The sequence below is a fragment of the Sagittula sp. P11 genome (genome assembly GCF_002814095.1).
GTDB lineage: Bacteria > Pseudomonadota > Alphaproteobacteria > Rhodobacterales > Rhodobacteraceae > Sagittula.
Genome location: NZ_CP021913.1, coordinates 2,615,616 through 2,631,764, shown reverse-complemented (window position 1 = coordinate 2,631,764; position 16,149 = coordinate 2,615,616). Strand labels below are relative to the sequence as shown.

Annotated in this window: 17 protein-coding genes and 1 tRNA gene; 15 read left to right on the top strand and 3 right to left on the bottom strand. The window is 65.9% G+C overall.

The features are described 5' to 3' along the window. Positions 1 to 97 precede the first annotated feature (97 nt). The 4 genes from CDO87_RS12685 (at position 98) to CDO87_RS12670 (ending at position 4,198) form a co-directional block, all read left to right on the top strand. Positions 98 to 757, top strand: a complete 660-nt coding sequence (locus CDO87_RS12685; protein WP_100929112.1) for an ABC transporter ATP-binding protein — start codon at positions 98 to 100, stop codon at positions 755 to 757. Next, positions 735 to 2,684 carry a capsule biosynthesis protein gene (locus CDO87_RS12680; RefSeq protein WP_100929111.1) on the top strand — a complete coding sequence of 650 codons (1,950 nt, stop codon included), beginning with the start codon at positions 735 to 737 and terminating at the stop codon, positions 2,682 to 2,684. The genes CDO87_RS12685 and CDO87_RS12680 overlap by 23 nt, the downstream gene beginning before the upstream one ends. Positions 2,685 to 2,873: 189 nt before the next feature. Next, positions 2,874 to 2,963 (top strand) — tRNA-Ser (locus CDO87_RS12675). A 398-nt stretch (positions 2,964 to 3,361) separates the two neighbouring features. Then, entirely contained in the window at positions 3,362 to 4,198 is an 837-nt protein-coding gene (locus CDO87_RS12670) for a DUF3883 domain-containing protein (protein ID WP_100929110.1), read from the top strand. A gap of 3 nt (positions 4,199 to 4,201) precedes the next feature. Here the strand turns inward: CDO87_RS12670 and CDO87_RS12665 are convergent, their stop codons facing one another. Genes CDO87_RS12665 through CDO87_RS12655 form a run of 3 tightly spaced genes read right to left on the bottom strand, consistent with a single transcriptional unit; the run spans position 4,202 to position 6,362 of the window. After that, positions 4,202 to 4,585 (bottom strand): hypothetical protein, encoded by a 384-nt coding sequence (locus tag CDO87_RS12665; protein WP_100929109.1) that lies wholly within the window; start codon positions 4,583 to 4,585, stop codon positions 4,202 to 4,204. Continuing rightward, positions 4,582 to 5,907 carry a recombinase family protein gene (locus CDO87_RS12660; protein ID WP_100929108.1) on the bottom strand — a complete coding sequence of 442 codons (1,326 nt, stop codon included), beginning with the start codon at positions 5,905 to 5,907 and terminating at the stop codon, positions 4,582 to 4,584. Before CDO87_RS12660 ends, CDO87_RS12665 begins: the two co-directional genes overlap by 4 nt. Continuing rightward, positions 5,907 to 6,362, bottom strand: a complete 456-nt coding sequence (locus CDO87_RS12655) for a DUF2924 domain-containing protein (protein WP_036732847.1) — start codon at positions 6,360 to 6,362, stop codon at positions 5,907 to 5,909. Before CDO87_RS12655 ends, CDO87_RS12660 begins: the two co-directional genes overlap by 1 nt. Before the next feature lie 391 nt (positions 6,363 to 6,753). Between CDO87_RS12655 and CDO87_RS12645 the strand changes: the two genes are divergently transcribed. The 11 genes from CDO87_RS12645 to CDO87_RS12600 all read left to right on the top strand — a co-directional run bounded on the left by CDO87_RS12645 (position 6,754) and on the right by CDO87_RS12600 (position 15,600). After that, entirely contained in the window at positions 6,754 to 8,949 is a 2,196-nt protein-coding gene (locus tag CDO87_RS12645) for a hypothetical protein (RefSeq protein ID WP_100929106.1), read from the top strand. An 84-nt stretch (positions 8,950 to 9,033) separates the two neighbouring features. Beyond that, on the top strand, positions 9,034 to 9,279 hold the full coding sequence (locus tag CDO87_RS12640; RefSeq protein ID WP_100929105.1) for a hypothetical protein: 246 nt from the start codon (positions 9,034 to 9,036) through the stop codon (positions 9,277 to 9,279). 135 nt (positions 9,280 to 9,414) lie between these two features. Continuing rightward, a complete protein-coding gene (locus tag CDO87_RS12635; protein ID WP_254698108.1) occupies positions 9,415 to 10,101 on the top strand; it encodes an RNA polymerase sigma factor in 687 nt (228 codons plus the stop codon). 85 nt (positions 10,102 to 10,186) lie between these two features. Continuing rightward, positions 10,187 to 10,381 carry a hypothetical protein gene (locus tag CDO87_RS12630; RefSeq protein ID WP_018303655.1) on the top strand — a complete coding sequence of 65 codons (195 nt, stop codon included), beginning with the start codon at positions 10,187 to 10,189 and terminating at the stop codon, positions 10,379 to 10,381. A gap of 38 nt (positions 10,382 to 10,419) precedes the next feature. Continuing rightward, positions 10,420 to 10,716 carry a hypothetical protein gene (locus CDO87_RS12625; RefSeq protein WP_100929103.1) on the top strand — a complete coding sequence of 99 codons (297 nt, stop codon included), beginning with the start codon at positions 10,420 to 10,422 and terminating at the stop codon, positions 10,714 to 10,716. After that, positions 10,716 to 11,591, top strand: coding sequence for an ATP-binding protein (locus tag CDO87_RS12620; protein ID WP_100929102.1), 876 nt, complete (start codon positions 10,716 to 10,718; stop codon positions 11,589 to 11,591). Before CDO87_RS12625 ends, CDO87_RS12620 begins: the two co-directional genes overlap by 1 nt. 101 nt (positions 11,592 to 11,692) lie before the next feature. After that, positions 11,693 to 12,316, top strand: a complete 624-nt coding sequence (locus tag CDO87_RS12615; RefSeq protein ID WP_100929101.1) for a hypothetical protein — start codon at positions 11,693 to 11,695, stop codon at positions 12,314 to 12,316. 14 nt (positions 12,317 to 12,330) lie between these two features. Further along, on the top strand, positions 12,331 to 14,034 hold the full coding sequence (locus CDO87_RS12610) for a DEAD/DEAH box helicase (protein WP_100929100.1): 1,704 nt from the start codon (positions 12,331 to 12,333) through the stop codon (positions 14,032 to 14,034). A gap of 3 nt (positions 14,035 to 14,037) precedes the next feature. Beyond that, complete coding sequence (locus tag CDO87_RS27235) at positions 14,038 to 14,448, top strand: DUF6511 domain-containing protein (protein ID WP_254698106.1); 411 nt, start codon at positions 14,038 to 14,040, stop codon at positions 14,446 to 14,448. Then, a complete protein-coding gene (locus CDO87_RS26755; protein WP_157814984.1) occupies positions 14,445 to 14,846 on the top strand; it encodes a hypothetical protein in 402 nt (133 codons plus the stop codon). Before CDO87_RS27235 ends, CDO87_RS26755 begins: the two co-directional genes overlap by 4 nt. Further along, positions 14,833 to 15,600 (top strand): hypothetical protein, encoded by a 768-nt coding sequence (locus CDO87_RS12600; protein WP_100929099.1) that lies wholly within the window; start codon positions 14,833 to 14,835, stop codon positions 15,598 to 15,600. The genes CDO87_RS26755 and CDO87_RS12600 overlap by 14 nt, the downstream gene beginning before the upstream one ends. Positions 15,601 to 16,149: the final 549 nt, after the last annotated feature.

Here is a 16,149-nt window from a genome sequence, read left to right as displayed (position 1 = left end):
TTGTTTCGGCCCGGGGTCATAATGTAGCCAAATTCCTTTTTTAATAAAATCCAAACCCCACACGGGGATAACGGGCAGAAACGGGGAGCATCCCTGAATGCTAGAATTCGACATGGTTTCGAAGTCCTTCTGGACCGGCACCCAGCGCAAGGTGATCCTTGACCGGGCGTCCTTCCGTGTCGAACTCGGGGAATCCCTGGGCATTCTCGCGCCCAACGGGACGGGCAAGACGACGATCATCCGCATGATGGCCGGTCTCGAAAAGCCCGACGAGGGAGAGATACGGCGCGGCTGCCGGATCTCCTTTCCGCTGGGCTTCATGGGCGGCGTGGTTTCGAAGATCTCTGCCAAGGAAAACGCCCGTTTCATCGCGAAGATGTACGGGCTCGACCCGGACTACGTCGAAAGCTTCTGCCGGTGGCTGTGCGGACTGGACGAGTACTTCGACCAGCCCATCGGCACCTATTCATCGGGCATGCGGGCGCGTTTCACGTTCGCCCTGATGCTGGCGCTGGACTTCGACATGTACCTGATCGACGAAGGGATGCCGAACTCCACCGATGCGGAGTTCAACCAGAAGGCCGGCGACCTCCTTGCGGAACGGCTGCGCACGACGACAATCATCATCGTGTCGCACCAGCCGAAGGTCCTGGAAAAGTTTGCGAAGAAGGCGGCGGTCCTGATGGACGGTCAGCTCCACATGTTCGATTCCTTGGAAGAAGCGAAGCAATTGTATGACTACGAAACCCAAGGCTAAGAAGTTCAGGATCCGCAGGTCGCCGACGACCTCGGCAGAGGCCGCATCCGGCGCGGACCATAACGTGTCCGAGGCGCCGGTGCGCCCGGTCCCCGCCGCGCAACAGCCGCCCGCCCAGCCCAGGGCCAGCCTGTCGCGCCGTCCTCCGGAGGACACTGGCGCATCACGGCCCATCCCGCGCCCCGCAGCGTCCGCCTCGGCCGCGGATGCCGCCGCACGCCTCTCGGACCGGTCGGCATCGCAACAGCCCCGGGCGCAGGCCCCCGTGACCGGTCAGGCGCCGGCACGGGCCGTGTCGCAGACCCCCGCGCAGGCTGAGACATCGGTGCGGACCGCCACTGCTCATTCGCGACCGATGTTCTCGCAGACAGGGGCCGCCCCCTCCGCCGCGCAGACGGCCCACATGCAGCCGCAATCGCAGCCCCCGCAGACACAAGCCCAGCCCTCGGACGCCCCACGCAGCGGCGACGTCGCCTCGGCCGCGCAGGTCGCCGGCGAAACCGACATGGACGCGATCCGCCACGAGGGTCTGACCGGGCGCCAGTTGCGCATGGCGCGTCGCGTGGCACAGAAACACGGCCTTGCGCCGACCTCCGATTTCGACGCGGTGCGGTTGTTGCGCGCACGCGGCATCGACCCTTTCCAGCGCACCAACATGCTTGAACTGGTGAAGCCCGCCGAGGCCCAGAGCGAGACGCAGCAGTTCAAGGTCCAGCTGCCCCAGACCGTCGAGGTGGAGAAGAACAAGCTCCCGTCGACGGAAACGATCAGCCCCGCCGAACGGCGCGCGGTCGAGATCAAGCGCATCCAGAAGGACCTGGCCCAGCGTCGGCGCAAGAAGACGCTGTTGCTGATGGTCCGGCTGGCCGTCTTCGTACTGCTGCCGACGGTGGTGATGGGCTACTACTATTACAACGTCGCGACCCCGATGTACGCCACCAAGTCGGAGTTCCTGATCCTCAAGAACGACGGCGCGGGCTCTGCCGTGCCCAGTCTGCTGAGCGGCTCCGCTTTCGACACGTCGCAAGACGCGATTGCCACGCAAAGCTTCCTGCAGTCGAAGGAGGTGATGATGCGCCTAGACCGCGACGAGGGCTTCAAGGACCACTTCTCGCAGCCCTCCATCGACCCCATCCAGCGGCTCGATCCCGAGGCCTCCAACGAAGACGCCTACAAGCTCTACAAGAAGAGCGTGCAGATCAGCTTCGACCCGACGGAGGGCGTCATCAAGATGGAGGTGACGGCCGCCGACCCCGAACTCGCGGCAGAGTTCAGCCGGGCCCTCATCGGCTACGCCGAGGAACGCATCGACAACCTGACCGCCCGCAAGCGAAACGACTCCGTGGACTCGGCGCTCGTGAACCTCGAGAAGGCCGAGACCGACCGGCGCGACGCGCAGGAAAAGCTGGTACGCATGCAGCAGGAGGGCAATATCGTCGATCCCGAGGGCCGGATCGGCGCCCTGCGCGCCCAGATCAACACCCGGGAGCTGGAGCTGCAGGAGAAGAGGCTGCAATTGCAGGCCCTGCTCGACAACTCCCGCCCGAACCAGGCCAAGGTGGATGGCACACGGGGCGACATCCGGCGGCTCGAAGCGCTGCTGGCGACCCTGAACGCCGAGATGACGACCGCCACCACGGGCGAGCAGTCGCTGGCAGAGCTGGCCGTCCAGATCAAGCTGGCCGAAGCCGACCTCGCCACCCGCGACCTGATGCTTCAATCCGCGCTGGAGCGCCTGGAAACCGCGCGGCGCGAGGCCGACAGCCAGGCGCGCTACATGACCACATCGGTGACGCCGGTCGCGTCCGAGGATCCCAGCTATCCGCGCAAGTTCGAGAACACGATCCTCGCCTTCCTGATTTTCGCCGGCGCCTACCTTATGGTCTCGCTGACCGCCTCCATCCTGCGCGAACAGGTCTCGAGCTGAACCTGCCCGGTGCGCCAAGCGCGCACCGGCAATTCACAGCTCCCAGGTCATTTCCCGCAGGTTTTGCCCCCATAGGCCACGCCCGTGGCCGTCCGGCCGCGACGGCATCCAAAAAATCTGCAGAAACCGATGGATAAATGTTGAAAAACGCCTTGCAGCCGCCTGTCGCCCTTTGATAGACGCGACGGCGGAGAGGTGGCCGAGTGGTCGAAGGCGCACGCCTGGAAAGTGTGTAGGCGGGAGACCGTCTCGAGGGTTCGAATCCCTTCCTCTCCGCCACATTCAGATACTGAATCCGTCCAAGGGTCCCGATCGGGGCCTTTTTTCTTTTTGTTTCAAAGGGCGTTGGCAGGCCCATCCGCCCTCCGGAGACTGGGCGCTTGCCGAAGAATGGGTCTCCGAATGGCCTGCGTCTCTCTTCGAGCGCCCCTCGACGACCATGGGACGGCACAAAACATCCTCGCATTTCCAATGGCTTGCTGCGTTCATGGGCTCGCCCCGTTCGCGAGATAATCCGGTGACAGAGACCGACACGAAGGCGCAGGGCGGTCGAAAGGACGGCTCCGTGGCGGCCGATTGCATGGTCAGCGCGCCAGAGCGTACGGTCAGTGACACCAGCGAGAACCCTGCCGGAAGTCTCTGATGACAAACAGACTTCGCGCCCATAGCCTGGCGCAATGTCGAACGGGGCGTGGACAGATGAAGAGAACGACCTGATCGTCGCGGATTACTTCGCGATGCTGGCCGATGACATCTCCGCGCGCCGCTACAGCAAGGCCGAGCATCGCCGCGCGCTGCTTCCGCTGCTGAACGACCGGTCCGAGGGGTCCGTCGAGTTCAAGCACCAGAACATTAGCGCGGTGCTGAAGGGTCTCGGCGAGGACTGGATCCCCGGCTACAAGCCCGCGTTCAATTTTCAGATGACGCTGGTGGATGCCGTGGCGCGGTGGCTGGCGCTGAACCCGGCCTGGTTCGGGCGCCAACCGGGGCTGCAAACCGCTGCTGGCCTGCGCGAAGCGGCGCAGATCTGGCTCGGGCCGCCGCCAACGCTATCGAACCAGCCCCCGCCGCAGGAGCTGGACCAGATGCTGCACATCGCCCGCAAGTTCGACGTGGCGGGCCGGGACGAGCGCAACCGGGCCCTCGGCCGCGCGGGCGAGGAGCGCGTGCTGGCGCATGAACGGGCGTCTCTTCGCTCGGCAGGACGGGACGATCTGGCGCGCAAGGTACGCTGGGTGTCGGAGGAGGATGGCGACGGCGCAGGCTACGACATTGCGAGTTTCGCTCCGGACGGGCTCCCGCGGCTGATCGAGGTCAAGACCACGAACGGATGGGAGCGCACGCCCTTCCACATCACCCGCAACGAACTGGCGGTGGCCGAGGAGCGCCGGTCGGAATGGCGCCTGTTCCGGCTGTGGAATTTCTCACGCGAGCCGAAGGCGTTCGAACTGCACCCGCCACTGGACGCGCATGTCTCGCTGACCGCGACGACGTTTCAGGCGAGTTTTCACTGAGCCTCAGTCGAACACCCGCTCCGGCTGTTCGTGCCATGGCAGGGCCGCGACATCGGTCAGTTTCAACAGGGTCACGGCGGGCACCTCACGCTTGTAGACGAGGCGCTTGAGGACTCCCGGCGCGAGGTAGGCGAGCCGCAGCTGTCGGCTGACATGGCGTTCGGCCAGCCCCACGGCTTTCGCCAGATCGGTGACCGTATTGAACTCGCCAGCCTCCATGCGCCGCCGCCAGCCCCACGCCCGGCCAATTGCGCGCAGGATATGCGGATCCTGTGTCCGGTCTTCGCTCGGCAAATAGGTGGCGGGCGGCATGATCTTCGGCCTGCCGTTCTGCTTACGGACCTTGAGCGGCACGAAGATCTGGATGGACTCGTCGGGTTTCATCATTCCGCCGCCACCTTCTTTCGTGGGGCCATCATGTCGCGCATGACGCCCGAGACGCCGTCGGTCCGGACATCGATCACCAGCCCTTCGGACGTCACGGTGACCCGGCGCACCAGCAACTGCACGATCCGGGTCTGCTCTGCAGGGAATAGCTGGCCCCAGACGTCTTCGAACGTCTGCAGCGCGGAGATCACGTCGGCCTCGGCGAAGGCGTGGCCCTCGCGCGCCAAGTGGGCAATGACCTGCGCCGTGATCGAGGGCGCGCGCATCACCCGCCGCAACTCGGTCACCACGGCCGCTTCCACGAGGTCGGCAGGAAGGCGGCGCGGGATGCCCTCATCGCTGGGTTCGCGATTCTTGATGACGTCCATCGAGACGTAGTACCGGTATCGGCGCGTGCCCCTCTTCGTACTGCTCGGGGTCATGGCGGCGCCCGTGGCCGTAAAGATCAGCCCCTTAAGCAGCGCAGGCGCCTGCGCGCGCGTGTTGTTGGCGCGCTTTCGCGGGTTCTGCCGCAAGATGGCATGGACCTCATCCCACAGCTGCCCGTCGATGATGGCCTGATGCTCGCCGGGATAGGCCTTGCCCTTGTGGACCGCGTCGCCGCGATAGACGCGGTTCACCAGCACCCTGTAGAGATATCCCTTGTCGACCAAGGTGCCCTGCTTGTTGCGGACCCCTTTGCGGCGCAGTTCGCGGGCCAGCACGGTCGCTGAGCCGACCTCGACGAACCGTTCGAAGATGCCCCGCACGGTGGCGGCCTCTTCCTCGTTCACCACGAGTTTGCGGTCCTTCACGTCATACCCGAGCGGGACGTAGCCGCCCATCCACATGCCCTTCATGCGGGACGCGCGGACCTTGTCGCGGATGCGCTCGGCCGTGACCTCACGCTCGAACTGGGCGAAGCTGAGCAGGATGTTCAGCGTCAGCCGCCCCATGGAAGTCGTCGTGTTGAAGGACTGCGTGACCGAGACAAAAGTCACACCGTTGCGATCGAAGACCTCGACCAGCTTCGAGAAATCCATCAGCGACCGCGACAGGCGGTCGATCTTGTAGACGACCACCACATCAATCAGGCCGTCCTCGATGTCGGCCAGAAGCTGCTTGAGGCCGGGCCGTTCCAACGTTCCGCCTGAGATGCCGCCGTCGTCATACTGATCGCGGACCAGCACCCAGCCCTCAGAGCGCTGGCTGGCGATATAGGCCTCGCAGGCCTCTCGCTGGGCGTGCAGGCTGTTGAATTCCTGTTCCAGCCCTTCCTCGGAGGATTTGCGCGTGTAGATGGCGCAGCGCTGGCGGCGGACGGCATTTGCACGCTGATCCATCAATCATTCCCCCGCTTTCGTTCGCGCAACCCGAAGAAGCGGTAGCCATTCCAGCGCGTTCCGGTGATCGCCCGCGCGATCGCGGACAAGGATTTGTATGGGCGGCCTTGCCACTCGAATCCGTCCCGCAAGACCGTGATCGTGTGCTCGACCCCGTTCCATTCGCGGATCAGCCTCGTGCCGACCACGGGATTGCGAGGATCGGCGATCTGGCTCTTGCGCGTCAGTGTGCCGCCGACCTCGTCGGCCAGCAGGTCCAGCATGCGCCGGGTTTCGCGATCCGGACCGCCGTACGTCAGTTCCTGGATGCGGTAGGCCAACCGGCTCTCGAGGAACGCCCGGCTGTTGTTCGGCGCCGCCGTGGCAAAGATCGTCTGCCACTCCGCCTTCAACTGTGTGACGGACATGGACTTCAGCGCGGCTAGGCGCGCAGGGATGGGATCGGGCTTCGTCATGCGTTTCTCCGGTGAGTTGGAGTTGCATGACGGCATTGGTCGGGCGGATAGTGTAGGCAACTTTCTCCAGTATCGTCAGATACTTCGCCCTTCTCCCGCATGCGCAACCGAACAAGCCCGAGCGCCAACAGGCCGCAGAGCTCGGCGCGGCGCTCGGCGGGCGTCATGTGGTCGGGAGGGAGCGGGTTCGGGCGTTTCATGTCTCGGTGGCTATGCTCGGTGGTGTCGTTACCGATCAAAAGCCACCCAGCCGCCCGGGACAGGACATCTCAGAAGAACGGAATGCAGAAATGCGAACAGGGAGAGAACATCAGGGCTTGCCGATCACGGACATGTCCATGATTATCGTGGGTTGAATCAATCGAGAGCAGTTGTTCATTGAGGTGAGTTCATGGCGCGGAGGAAGAGCGAATTCGGACCGAACCTCGGGAGTATCCTTCAGGGCGCCCCCGCTGCGCTGGTCCGGCAGTTTCTCGCCAGCTTCAAACGGCCCGACGACACTCTTCTCGCTCCGCCGGAAATCACTGAGGGCACGACCGATGATCAGGGCAGGGCAGCGCTGAGTGCGTACCTGCGTTCGGAGGACAAGGAAATCATCGGGCTACTTGAGGGCATCGCTGGCGCTCTGCTCGACATGGGCCAGGACAAGGGAGCGACCTCACTCGAAACGGTTGCGGGCCAAAGGCTGCAGAATGTCGACTACGACCAGTATGAGTCCCAGCCTGACCTGCTGTGTAAGAGCATCTGGATGCGCACGGTCTTCCCGATGCACTTCCACGACGCCCAGAGCTTCTATGCCGCGCGGCGCTATCGAGAACGGCGGACGTACTACACATGCTGCGAAGTGGACTTCGACCACGCTTCTGTTGCCGACACAGACGGAATTCCTGACGAGAAGCTCTGTGACGCTGTTCAGGAAGCTCTGGGACTGAAGGGCAAGGTCACCGCGTCCGTCCTCGAATTGCCCGAGACCGCCAACTATCCGCCGTCCTTCATGGTCGCCCTGCGCCATCCCGGGCCCCTGTCGAGTATCGACAATCATCGCGAGGAAGGGGGCTGGACCGTCCATTACTACAGGCCCTCGCATGAGGCTGTCCTGATCTACACACCCCAGCTGAAGAAAATCGAGGTCGCGTCTGCCAGCAGCGACGTTCGCGAAAAGACCTCTAAGGTCTTCGCGGAGGTCGTTCTAGGGCGCCCGCCGTCGGCCAAGCCGTTGACCCGCCGGGAATTCAACCTCGAACGCTTCAGGTCTTCCTTCGATCTGGATTGTCCGGATCTCGAGGACGTCGAGATCACGATGGCGGCGGTAGTCGAGGCCGAGGTCCGCCTCGGCTCGTGGGGCCGAAGACTGAACATCAAGGTGACCATAAAGGACAAGATGGAGGACGTTGTCCGGAAATACGTCTCCAATTCAGCCAACCTGATCCGGAGTTTCGGCTTCACAAAAATCGCCATCGCAATTGGTTACACCCGTCGATCGGACGGAAAGGAGGGAACCTTCCGGGTCTCGATCTCGGATGGCAGCAGTTCGGACGTGCAGAGCATGCGCGATCCGTTCCTTCGGGACCTCGGGTTCCGACTGCTCGAACACTGGGGTCTTACGCAGAACCTGCGGACACTCACCGATCAGGAACGGGCGCAGTGGTTCGGCTTTCTTCTGTCGCTGTACGACCTGCCCGGCGACACTGTTGCAGGTGCGTTCTTCAACTCCGCCGGCGTCGATCCAGCGCGCCTGGTCAGTGCGAGATTGATTGCCCGCAAAGGGCGGCAGGTGATTGGGCTCGCTGAGGATGACGATGAGGTTGTCGAAGTTGAGCAGCAAACGGGTCCGGAGCCAGGGACGGTTCGACAAACCGGTTCCTTTGGAGAGGCGGATGGATTGCGTCTCGACACCAATGCGATCGAGTACGGGATTGATCGAGCATGGCTCGCCGAAACCATCCTCAAGGCGATAGCTGGCTCTCTCGGCATCAGGAACATCGAAACCATCAACGAGTTCCTCGTCTCGCTTGGGCCGATGGCACTGGGTGAGCGAAAGGTCCCACTTTACCTGGCGCGCCGCCTTGCCGATCCAAAGGTCCGCGACGGTGTCGAGAATGCGCTTCGTTCGCGGCACACGGCGGGTCCCGGTCTCGTACTCGCCGTTTCCGATGAGCCGCCGCAATTCCTCGGGCCGAACGTCGTTATCGCGCTGCGCGACCTGCTGCTGAACGACGGAAGCCTCGGCGATCTGGACCGAGAGGAAATGGCCCGGCGCTTCGAGGCAAACCGAACGCTGGCGACCTCTGCGCAAGTCGCTCAGGTTGTGCGACACACGCCTCGCTCTGCGACGCTCATCATCCCTGGTCTCGAGCCGCTCACGCTCGACGGCGTGGGCCAGATCCAACTCTTCGAAAGCCTTGTTGAAGCGGCGACCGATGGCACAGGCCAGCGGCTGACCAAGGTCCTGATGGACGGGATGGGGTCCGACAATCCCAGACAGCTGTTCTCTTCCGGCGCATGGGCGAAGGCGCATCCGACTTACATCCGGCACGGCTCAAGCAATCGCTATTGGCGTCTCGGCGAGGCGACCGACAGCGCGTGATCTAGAGTTCATCTAGGGTTTCGGGCGGGACGGTCTAACAAACCGCTGATTATTGGAAGGGCTCCACATCAGAGGAGCACTTCCATGCCGACTCCCTTCCCCCCGCGCCAGACAGCCCAGTCGAGCTGGTCCGGCGCCGCAAAGACCAAGCCCACCACCCACAACTCGGAATGGCGCTGCACGCGCTGTGACAAGCTGCTCGGCGTCTGCCGGGACGGCCGCATGCACCTGCGCTTCGCGCGGGGGCACGAGTATCTCGTGGGCTTTCCGGTTCAGGCCACCTGCCGCGGCTGCGGCACGCTGAACAACGCGACCGCACCCGCGCGCTGAGGCGCGCATTCACCCAATCCCCTGAAATCGCAGAGACGCGCGACGTCCTGACCTGGCCACGAGAAGGCGCCGGACGCCTGGCCGCAAGGCAGGCGTCCGATGTCCTTCGCGTGGCACGAGATCCGTGATCACCTCATGCATTCATCCACGAACCTTCACTTCCAGCGCAGCTTCGACGCCGTCCGGCGCGCGCAGGCCGACCTCGCACCGTTCCGGGATCCAGCGGCCCTGCTGGATGGGCTGCACCGCACACCCGGCGATCAGGGCCAGAAGAACGTGATCCTCTCCGCGCTCGTCAGGGCGGCGCAGGGCGACGGACCCGCGTCCGACTGCGCCCTGACGCTGCTGTTGCTGGCGCTCTGGCCCGGCCTCGACGCCATCCGCCGCCGGTCGATCTGGCGCAGGATCGGCACCGCCGACGAGGTCGCCTCCGACGTTCTGGCGCGCACCACCGAGGCGGTCCGCGGGCTCGACCTCGGGCGCGTCAACTGGATCGCGGCCACGGTCCTGCGCAACGTCGAGCGCGACATGATCCGCGTGCGCCGGCGCGACACGGCGCGCGAACATCTCGCCAGCGGCGCCGATCCCGACGAGGTGGCGGACAGCGGTGACAGCGGGATCGGCGCGGCCGGGTATGCACGGCTGAACGGCGCCGTGCGGAAGTTGCTCGGCGATGACGCCCTTCTCGTGATCCGCGTGGCGATCGAGGGTTTCTCGCAAGCCGAGGTCGCCGTCGAACTGGGGCTGACCGAGGCCGCCGCCCGCAAGCGGTACCAGCGCGCCATGCGCCGGCTGCACGACGCCCTCGAGGAAATCCCCTGAGCCGATGTCCCGATCCGGTCCCGCCGGTGGCTTTTCCCATTCGAGCGCCCCCGAGCGCCTTCCCTCCAACCGAAAGCAGACACGCATGAACCGCACTGCCGATCTGTCGCTCGAGGATTTCAGGCGTCTTCCGGGGCTCTATCGCCGCTGGGAGCTGACCGAGGTCTGCGAGCCCAACCGCAACTATCAGATTGAGGACGCCGGCGCCCATGCCGACGGGACGCCGTTGCTGGCGATCTACGTCGCCGAGCCCGCGCCCGACGTCCGCGAGGCCGCGTGATGGGCCTCCTCGATCACCTCATCTCACGGAGAAAAGCCATGCCGGACCAGCCGGACGACATCACCCGTCTTCGCAAGGCGAGCTACGCGCTCGAAGACCTCCCCGAAACCATCGCCTTTCCGCAGCGCGCGGGTGACGAGCCGCGCGAGCCGCTACCGGTCGTCGAGGCGACCGTCGACGAGATCGCCTTCGCGGTCGTGGAAGCGGAGCGCGATAGCACGGCCGCCTACCGCCGCGCCGACGCGCTGAAGCGCCTCTACAAGCTCGCCCGCGAGGCGGGGTGCATCGGTGCCGACCGCGCCGCCACGGCGGTGATGAAGAAGGAGGGCCAGTGATGGCCCTTCCCATCATCGGCGCCGATGAGCGGCTCGCGCAACGCAAGGGCATCAAGGGCGTCATCTTCGGCCGGTCCGGCATCGGCAAGACCAGCCTGCTCTGGACGCTGAACGCCTCGACCACGCTCTTCCTCGATCTCGAGGCTGGCGATCTGGCGGTCGAGGGTCTGGAGATCGACACCCTCCGGCCCCGCACCTGGAAGGAATGCCGCGATTTCGCGGTGTTCATCGGCGGGCCGAACCCGGCGCTGCGCGAGGACCAGCCCTACAGCCAGGCGCATTTCGACGAGGTCTGCGGGCGCTACGGCGATCCGGCGGTGATCGGGAAGTACGAGACCGTCTTCATCGACTCGATCACCGTGGCCGGGCGGCTCTGCTTCCAGTGGTGCCGTGGCCAGCCCGAGGCGTTCTCCGAGAAAACCGGGAAGCCCGACATCCGCGGCGCCTACGGGCTGCATGGCCGCGAGATGATTGGGTGGTTGACCCACCTGCAGCACACGCGCGGAAAGCATGTCTGGTTCGTCGGCATCCTCGACGAGCGGCTCGACGACTTCAACCGCAAGGTCTTCCAGCCGCAGATCGACGGCTCGAAGACCGGGCTCGAACTGCCCGGAATCGTGGATCAGGTCATCACCATGGCCGACATCCCGGACCCGGGCGGCCAGTCGCAGCGCGCCTTCGTCTGCCAGACGCTGAACCCCTGGGGCTATCCCGCCAAGGACCGCTCCGGTCGCCTCGACAGGGTCGAGGCCCCGCATCTCGGCCGGCTGATGGAGAAGATCCAGCGCCCCGCGGCGCCTGCCTCCGAACGCCTGACCTGGCCGCCGGTGACCCCGGCCGATCCCGCGCCCGCGCAGGAGCCCAGCCATGGCTGAGCGCCTCTCGCCACGCCCGGTGTCCCGATCCGGTCCCCGGGGTGGCTTTCCCCTTCTGACGCCTCTGCGCGTCCCATCCTCCAACTGAAAGGAGCCGCGCAATGTCCGGACCCTGGAACGACTTCAACTCCGCCCAATCCAACACCAACGTCATCCCCAAGGGCACGCTCGCCAAGGTGCGCCTGACGCTCCGCCCGGGTGGCTTCGACGACCCCTCGCAGGGCTGGACCGGCGGCTGGGCGCGCCGCGCCGCCACCGGCGCCGTCTATCTCGACGCCGAATACACGGTGCTCGAAGGGCCCTATGCCCGCCGCAAGGTCTGGTCGCTGATCGGCCTCTACAGCCCGAAGGGCCCGGACTGGGCCAACATGGGGCGCGGCCTGATCCGCGGCATCCTCAACTCGGCGCGCGGCGTGTCGGACAAGGACAACTCGCCCGAGGCGCAGCCGCGCCGCCGCATCAACGGCTTCGGCGATCTCGACGGCGTCGAGTTCGTCGCCCGCATCGACATCGGCACCGACACCAACGGCGAAGACAAGAACGAGATCCGCGCTGCCGTCACGCCCGATCACCGCGACTACGCCGCGCTGATGGGCACGGTCGCGTCGCAGTTCGCCGCCGCCCCGGCGCAGGGCCACGCCGTGCAGCAGCCCGCCACGGCCACCCAGCCCAGCCAGCCCGCGTCCGCCCCCGGCGCCGCCGGTCGGCCGAGCTGGGCGCAGTAAGGGGGATCCCGGCCATGCGCCTGCGCCTCCGCCAGAAGACCTTCGTCGAGCGCAGCGTGGCTGCGCTCGCTTCCCGCGGCAACACGCTGGGCGTGGCGCCCACCGGTGCGGGCAAGACCATCATGCTCTCGGCGGTCACCGGCGAGATGATCGGCGCCATGTCAAAGAATTCGGGCGCCAAGGCCTGCGTGCTCGCCCATCGCGACGAGTTGACGGCGCAGAACCGCGCCAAGTTCCAGCGCGTAGTGCCCGGCGTCGCTACCTCGGTCATCGACGCCACGGAGAAGTCCTGGGGCGGCCAGGTCGCCTTCGCCATGGTGCCGACGCTGGCGCGGGCTTCGAACCTCGCTGACATGCCGCGCCTCGACCTGCTGGTTGTCGACGAGGCGCACCATGCCGTCGCCGACAGCTATCGCCGGATCATCGACCGGGTGCGCGAAGCCAATCCCGACGCCCGGATCTTCGGGGTCACGGCGACGCCGAACCGGGGCGACAGGAAAGGCCTGCGCGAGGTTTTTGACAACGTGGCCGACCAGGTGCGGCTGGGCGAGCTCATCGCCTCGGGCCACCTCGTCCCGCCGCGCACCTTCGTCATCGATGTGGGCGTGCAGGACGAGTTGCGCTCGGTCCGCAAGACGATGTCGGATTTCGACATGGCGGAGGTGGCGGGCATCATGGATCGCGCGCCCGTCACCGACGAGGTGATCCGCCACTGGAAGGAGAAGGCAGGCGATCGGCAGACCGTGGTGTTCTGCTCCACCGTCGCCCACGCCGAACATGTCACCGACGCCTTCAGGACGGCGGGCGTTTCCGCCGCGTTGATCCACGGCGATCTGGCGGCCGAGACCCGCAAGGCGATCCTCGCCGACTACGCGGCGGGCGATATCCGCGTCGTGGTCAACGTGGCGGTGCTGACCGAGGGCTGGGATCACCCGCCCACCTCCTGCGTCGTGCTGCTGCGCCCCAGCTCCTACAAGTCCACGATGATCCAGATGGTCGGGCGCGGCCTGCGCACCGTCGACCCCGAGGAACATCCCGGCATCGTCAAGACCGACTGCGTCGTGCTGGATTTCGGGACATCGAGCCTGATCCACGGCACGCTGGAACAGGATGTCGATCTCGACGGCAAGACCGAGACCGGCGAGGCGCCCACCAAGTCCTGTCCGGCCTGCGAGGCGGAGATCCCGCTGGCCGCCACCGAATGCCCGCTCTGCGGCGAGGTTTTCCCGCGGGAGGACGAAGAGGCCGGTGAAGGCGGCGGTGCCGCGCCGCTTTCGGGCTTCATGATGACCGAGATCGACCTGCTGAAGCGGTCCAGCTTCGCCTGGGTCGACCTCTACGGCACGGACGACGCGCTGATGGCCACGGGCTTCGCGGCCTGGGGCGGCATTTTCTGGCTGGACGGGGTCTGGTACGCCATCGGCGGGGCGAAGGGCGAACGCCCGCATCTGCTGGGTGTGGGCGAGCGCACCGTCTGCCTCGCGCAGGCCGACGACTGGCTGAACACCCACGAGACCGACGAGAGCGCCTTCAAGACCCGCTCTTGGCTGCGCCAGCCGCCGACCGAAAAGCAGCTGCAGTACCTGCCACCCGAATGCCGCCATGACTTCGGCCTGACGCGCTACCGCGCCTCGGCGCTGATGACCTTCGGCTTCAACAAGCGCGCCATCCGCCAACTGATCGACGCTGCGGCTGCACCCGAACGGAGGGCGGCATGACCCATGCCCACATCCACACCCATCACCGCCGAGGACCGGCGGCGGCTCTGGCATCCGCGTGGGACGCTCTGTGCTGTCTGCCGGCAACCCACCCGTGGTTTTGGCTGGTTCGATCCGCACCGGTCGAAGCGGCGCCGGCCATCGGTCTGGTTCTGCTCGATGCCCTGCCAGTCCTTCTGGACGCGCTTGGCCAGGGAGCGTTTCGCCATGGTTGACCTGACCGAGGAAGAGCGCGCCGCGATCACCGCCACCATGAAGCGCGTGGCGCTGCTGATGGACGAGATCGGCTGGGCCACCCCGCTTGCGGATCTGACCGAGGCGCAGGTGCGCGCGCTGATCGAGGAAGCCGTCGAGGGTTTCCGCGAGGCCATATCCGACATCGCCCGGGCGCAGACGCCGGAGGTGCCGTTTTGACCAAGCTCTGCACGAAATGCGGCGTCGAGAAGGACGTCTGCGAGTTCGGACGCCGACGGCTCAGTCCCGATGGTCGGCAGACCTGGTGCCGCGACTGCCGCCGGGAATACCAGCGCGCCTACGCGCAGAAATTCAGGAACCCCGAGAAGCATCGGGAGGCGCAGCGTCGCTATCGCCTGCGCCACGCCGAGAAATATCGGGCCCACAGCATCGTCAGGCGTGCCGTCAAGGCTTGTCGGATAGTCGTGCCGGTCTGGTGTCAGCGATGTGGCTGCGTGACCGACCTCGAAGCGCATCACCACGACTATGACGCGCCGCTCTCGGTCGAATGGCTCTGCTCGACCTGCCACGGGCTCGCCCACCGCAGCTACGAGGGAGGCCAACATGCTGGACTATAACCGCCGCCCCAGCTTCGCCGACCGGGTGAACGCCACCGTCGATCAGGCGCTCACCGCCGATCAGGCCACGCGGCCGCCCCGCGACTACTTGGGCGGATCCCGCCTCGGCCATGCCTGCGAGCGGGCCCTGCAGTTCGAGTTTACGGCGACGCCGAAGGACGAGGGCCAGGATTTCAGCGGCCAGTCGCTGCGGATCTTCGCCATCGGCCATGCGCTCGAGGATCTGGCGGTCGCCTGGCTGCGCGGCGCGGGCTTCGATCTATACACCCGGAAGGGCAACCGGCCCGATGGCGGCCAGTTCGGCTTCTCGGTCGCGGGCGGGCGCATCCGGGGCCATGTCGATGGCATCGTCGCCGCGGGCCCTGAGGGCTTCGGGCTTGCCGTTCCCGCGCTCTGGGAATGCAAGACGATGAACGCCAAGAACTGGCGGGCCTGCGTCAAGGATGGCGTGACCAAGTCGAAGCCGGTCTACGCCGCGCAGATCGCGGTCTATCAAGCCTACATGGAAGGGACGGTCCCCGGCATCTCGGCCGCGCCCGCCGTGTTTACCGCGATCAACAAGGACACGGCCGAGATGCACCACGAACTGGTGCCCTTCGACGCCGATCTCGCGCAGCGCATGTCCGACCGGGGCGTGCGGATCCTGCAGGCGACCGACGCGGCCGAGCTTCTGCCGCGCGTCGCCACCACGCCCGACTTCTTCGAATGCCGCTTCTGCCCGTGGTCCGAGCGCTGCTGGAGGCTTCCCGCATGAGCGACGACGGCATCCTGCACTTCAACCCGTGGATGGACTTCAACGACGGGCCACCGTCCGAGAACCCCTTCGGCTGCGACCCCGACCCCGAGCAGATCGCCGTCTTCCTCGACACCGTGTTCAGCTGGTGCGAGGGGCTGATCCCGCTCCGCGGCTTCGTCGACAAGGGTCAGGGCCGAGACGGCAAGCCGCACAACATCTGGATCCCGGCCGACGACACTGCGCCCGAGAAACTCGCAACCTTCGCCGGATGGGCGAACCGCGAGGGCGCCGCCGTCTATGTCATCCCCGGCACCGTCGCCGAGCAGGGTCAGGCCCGCGCCGCCGATGTGCTGCAGATGCAGGCTATCGTCGTCGATCTCGACGCAGGCGATATCCCGGCCAAGCTGGACCATGTCACCCGCCACCTCGGCGCGCCGACCCTCATCATCGAAAGCGGCGGGCGCACGCCAGAGGGCGCGGCCAAGCTCCATGTCTGGTGGAAACTGACCGAACCCGTCGAAGGTGAGGATCTGGCCACCCTCTGCCGCCTGCGCGGTGAGATCGCCG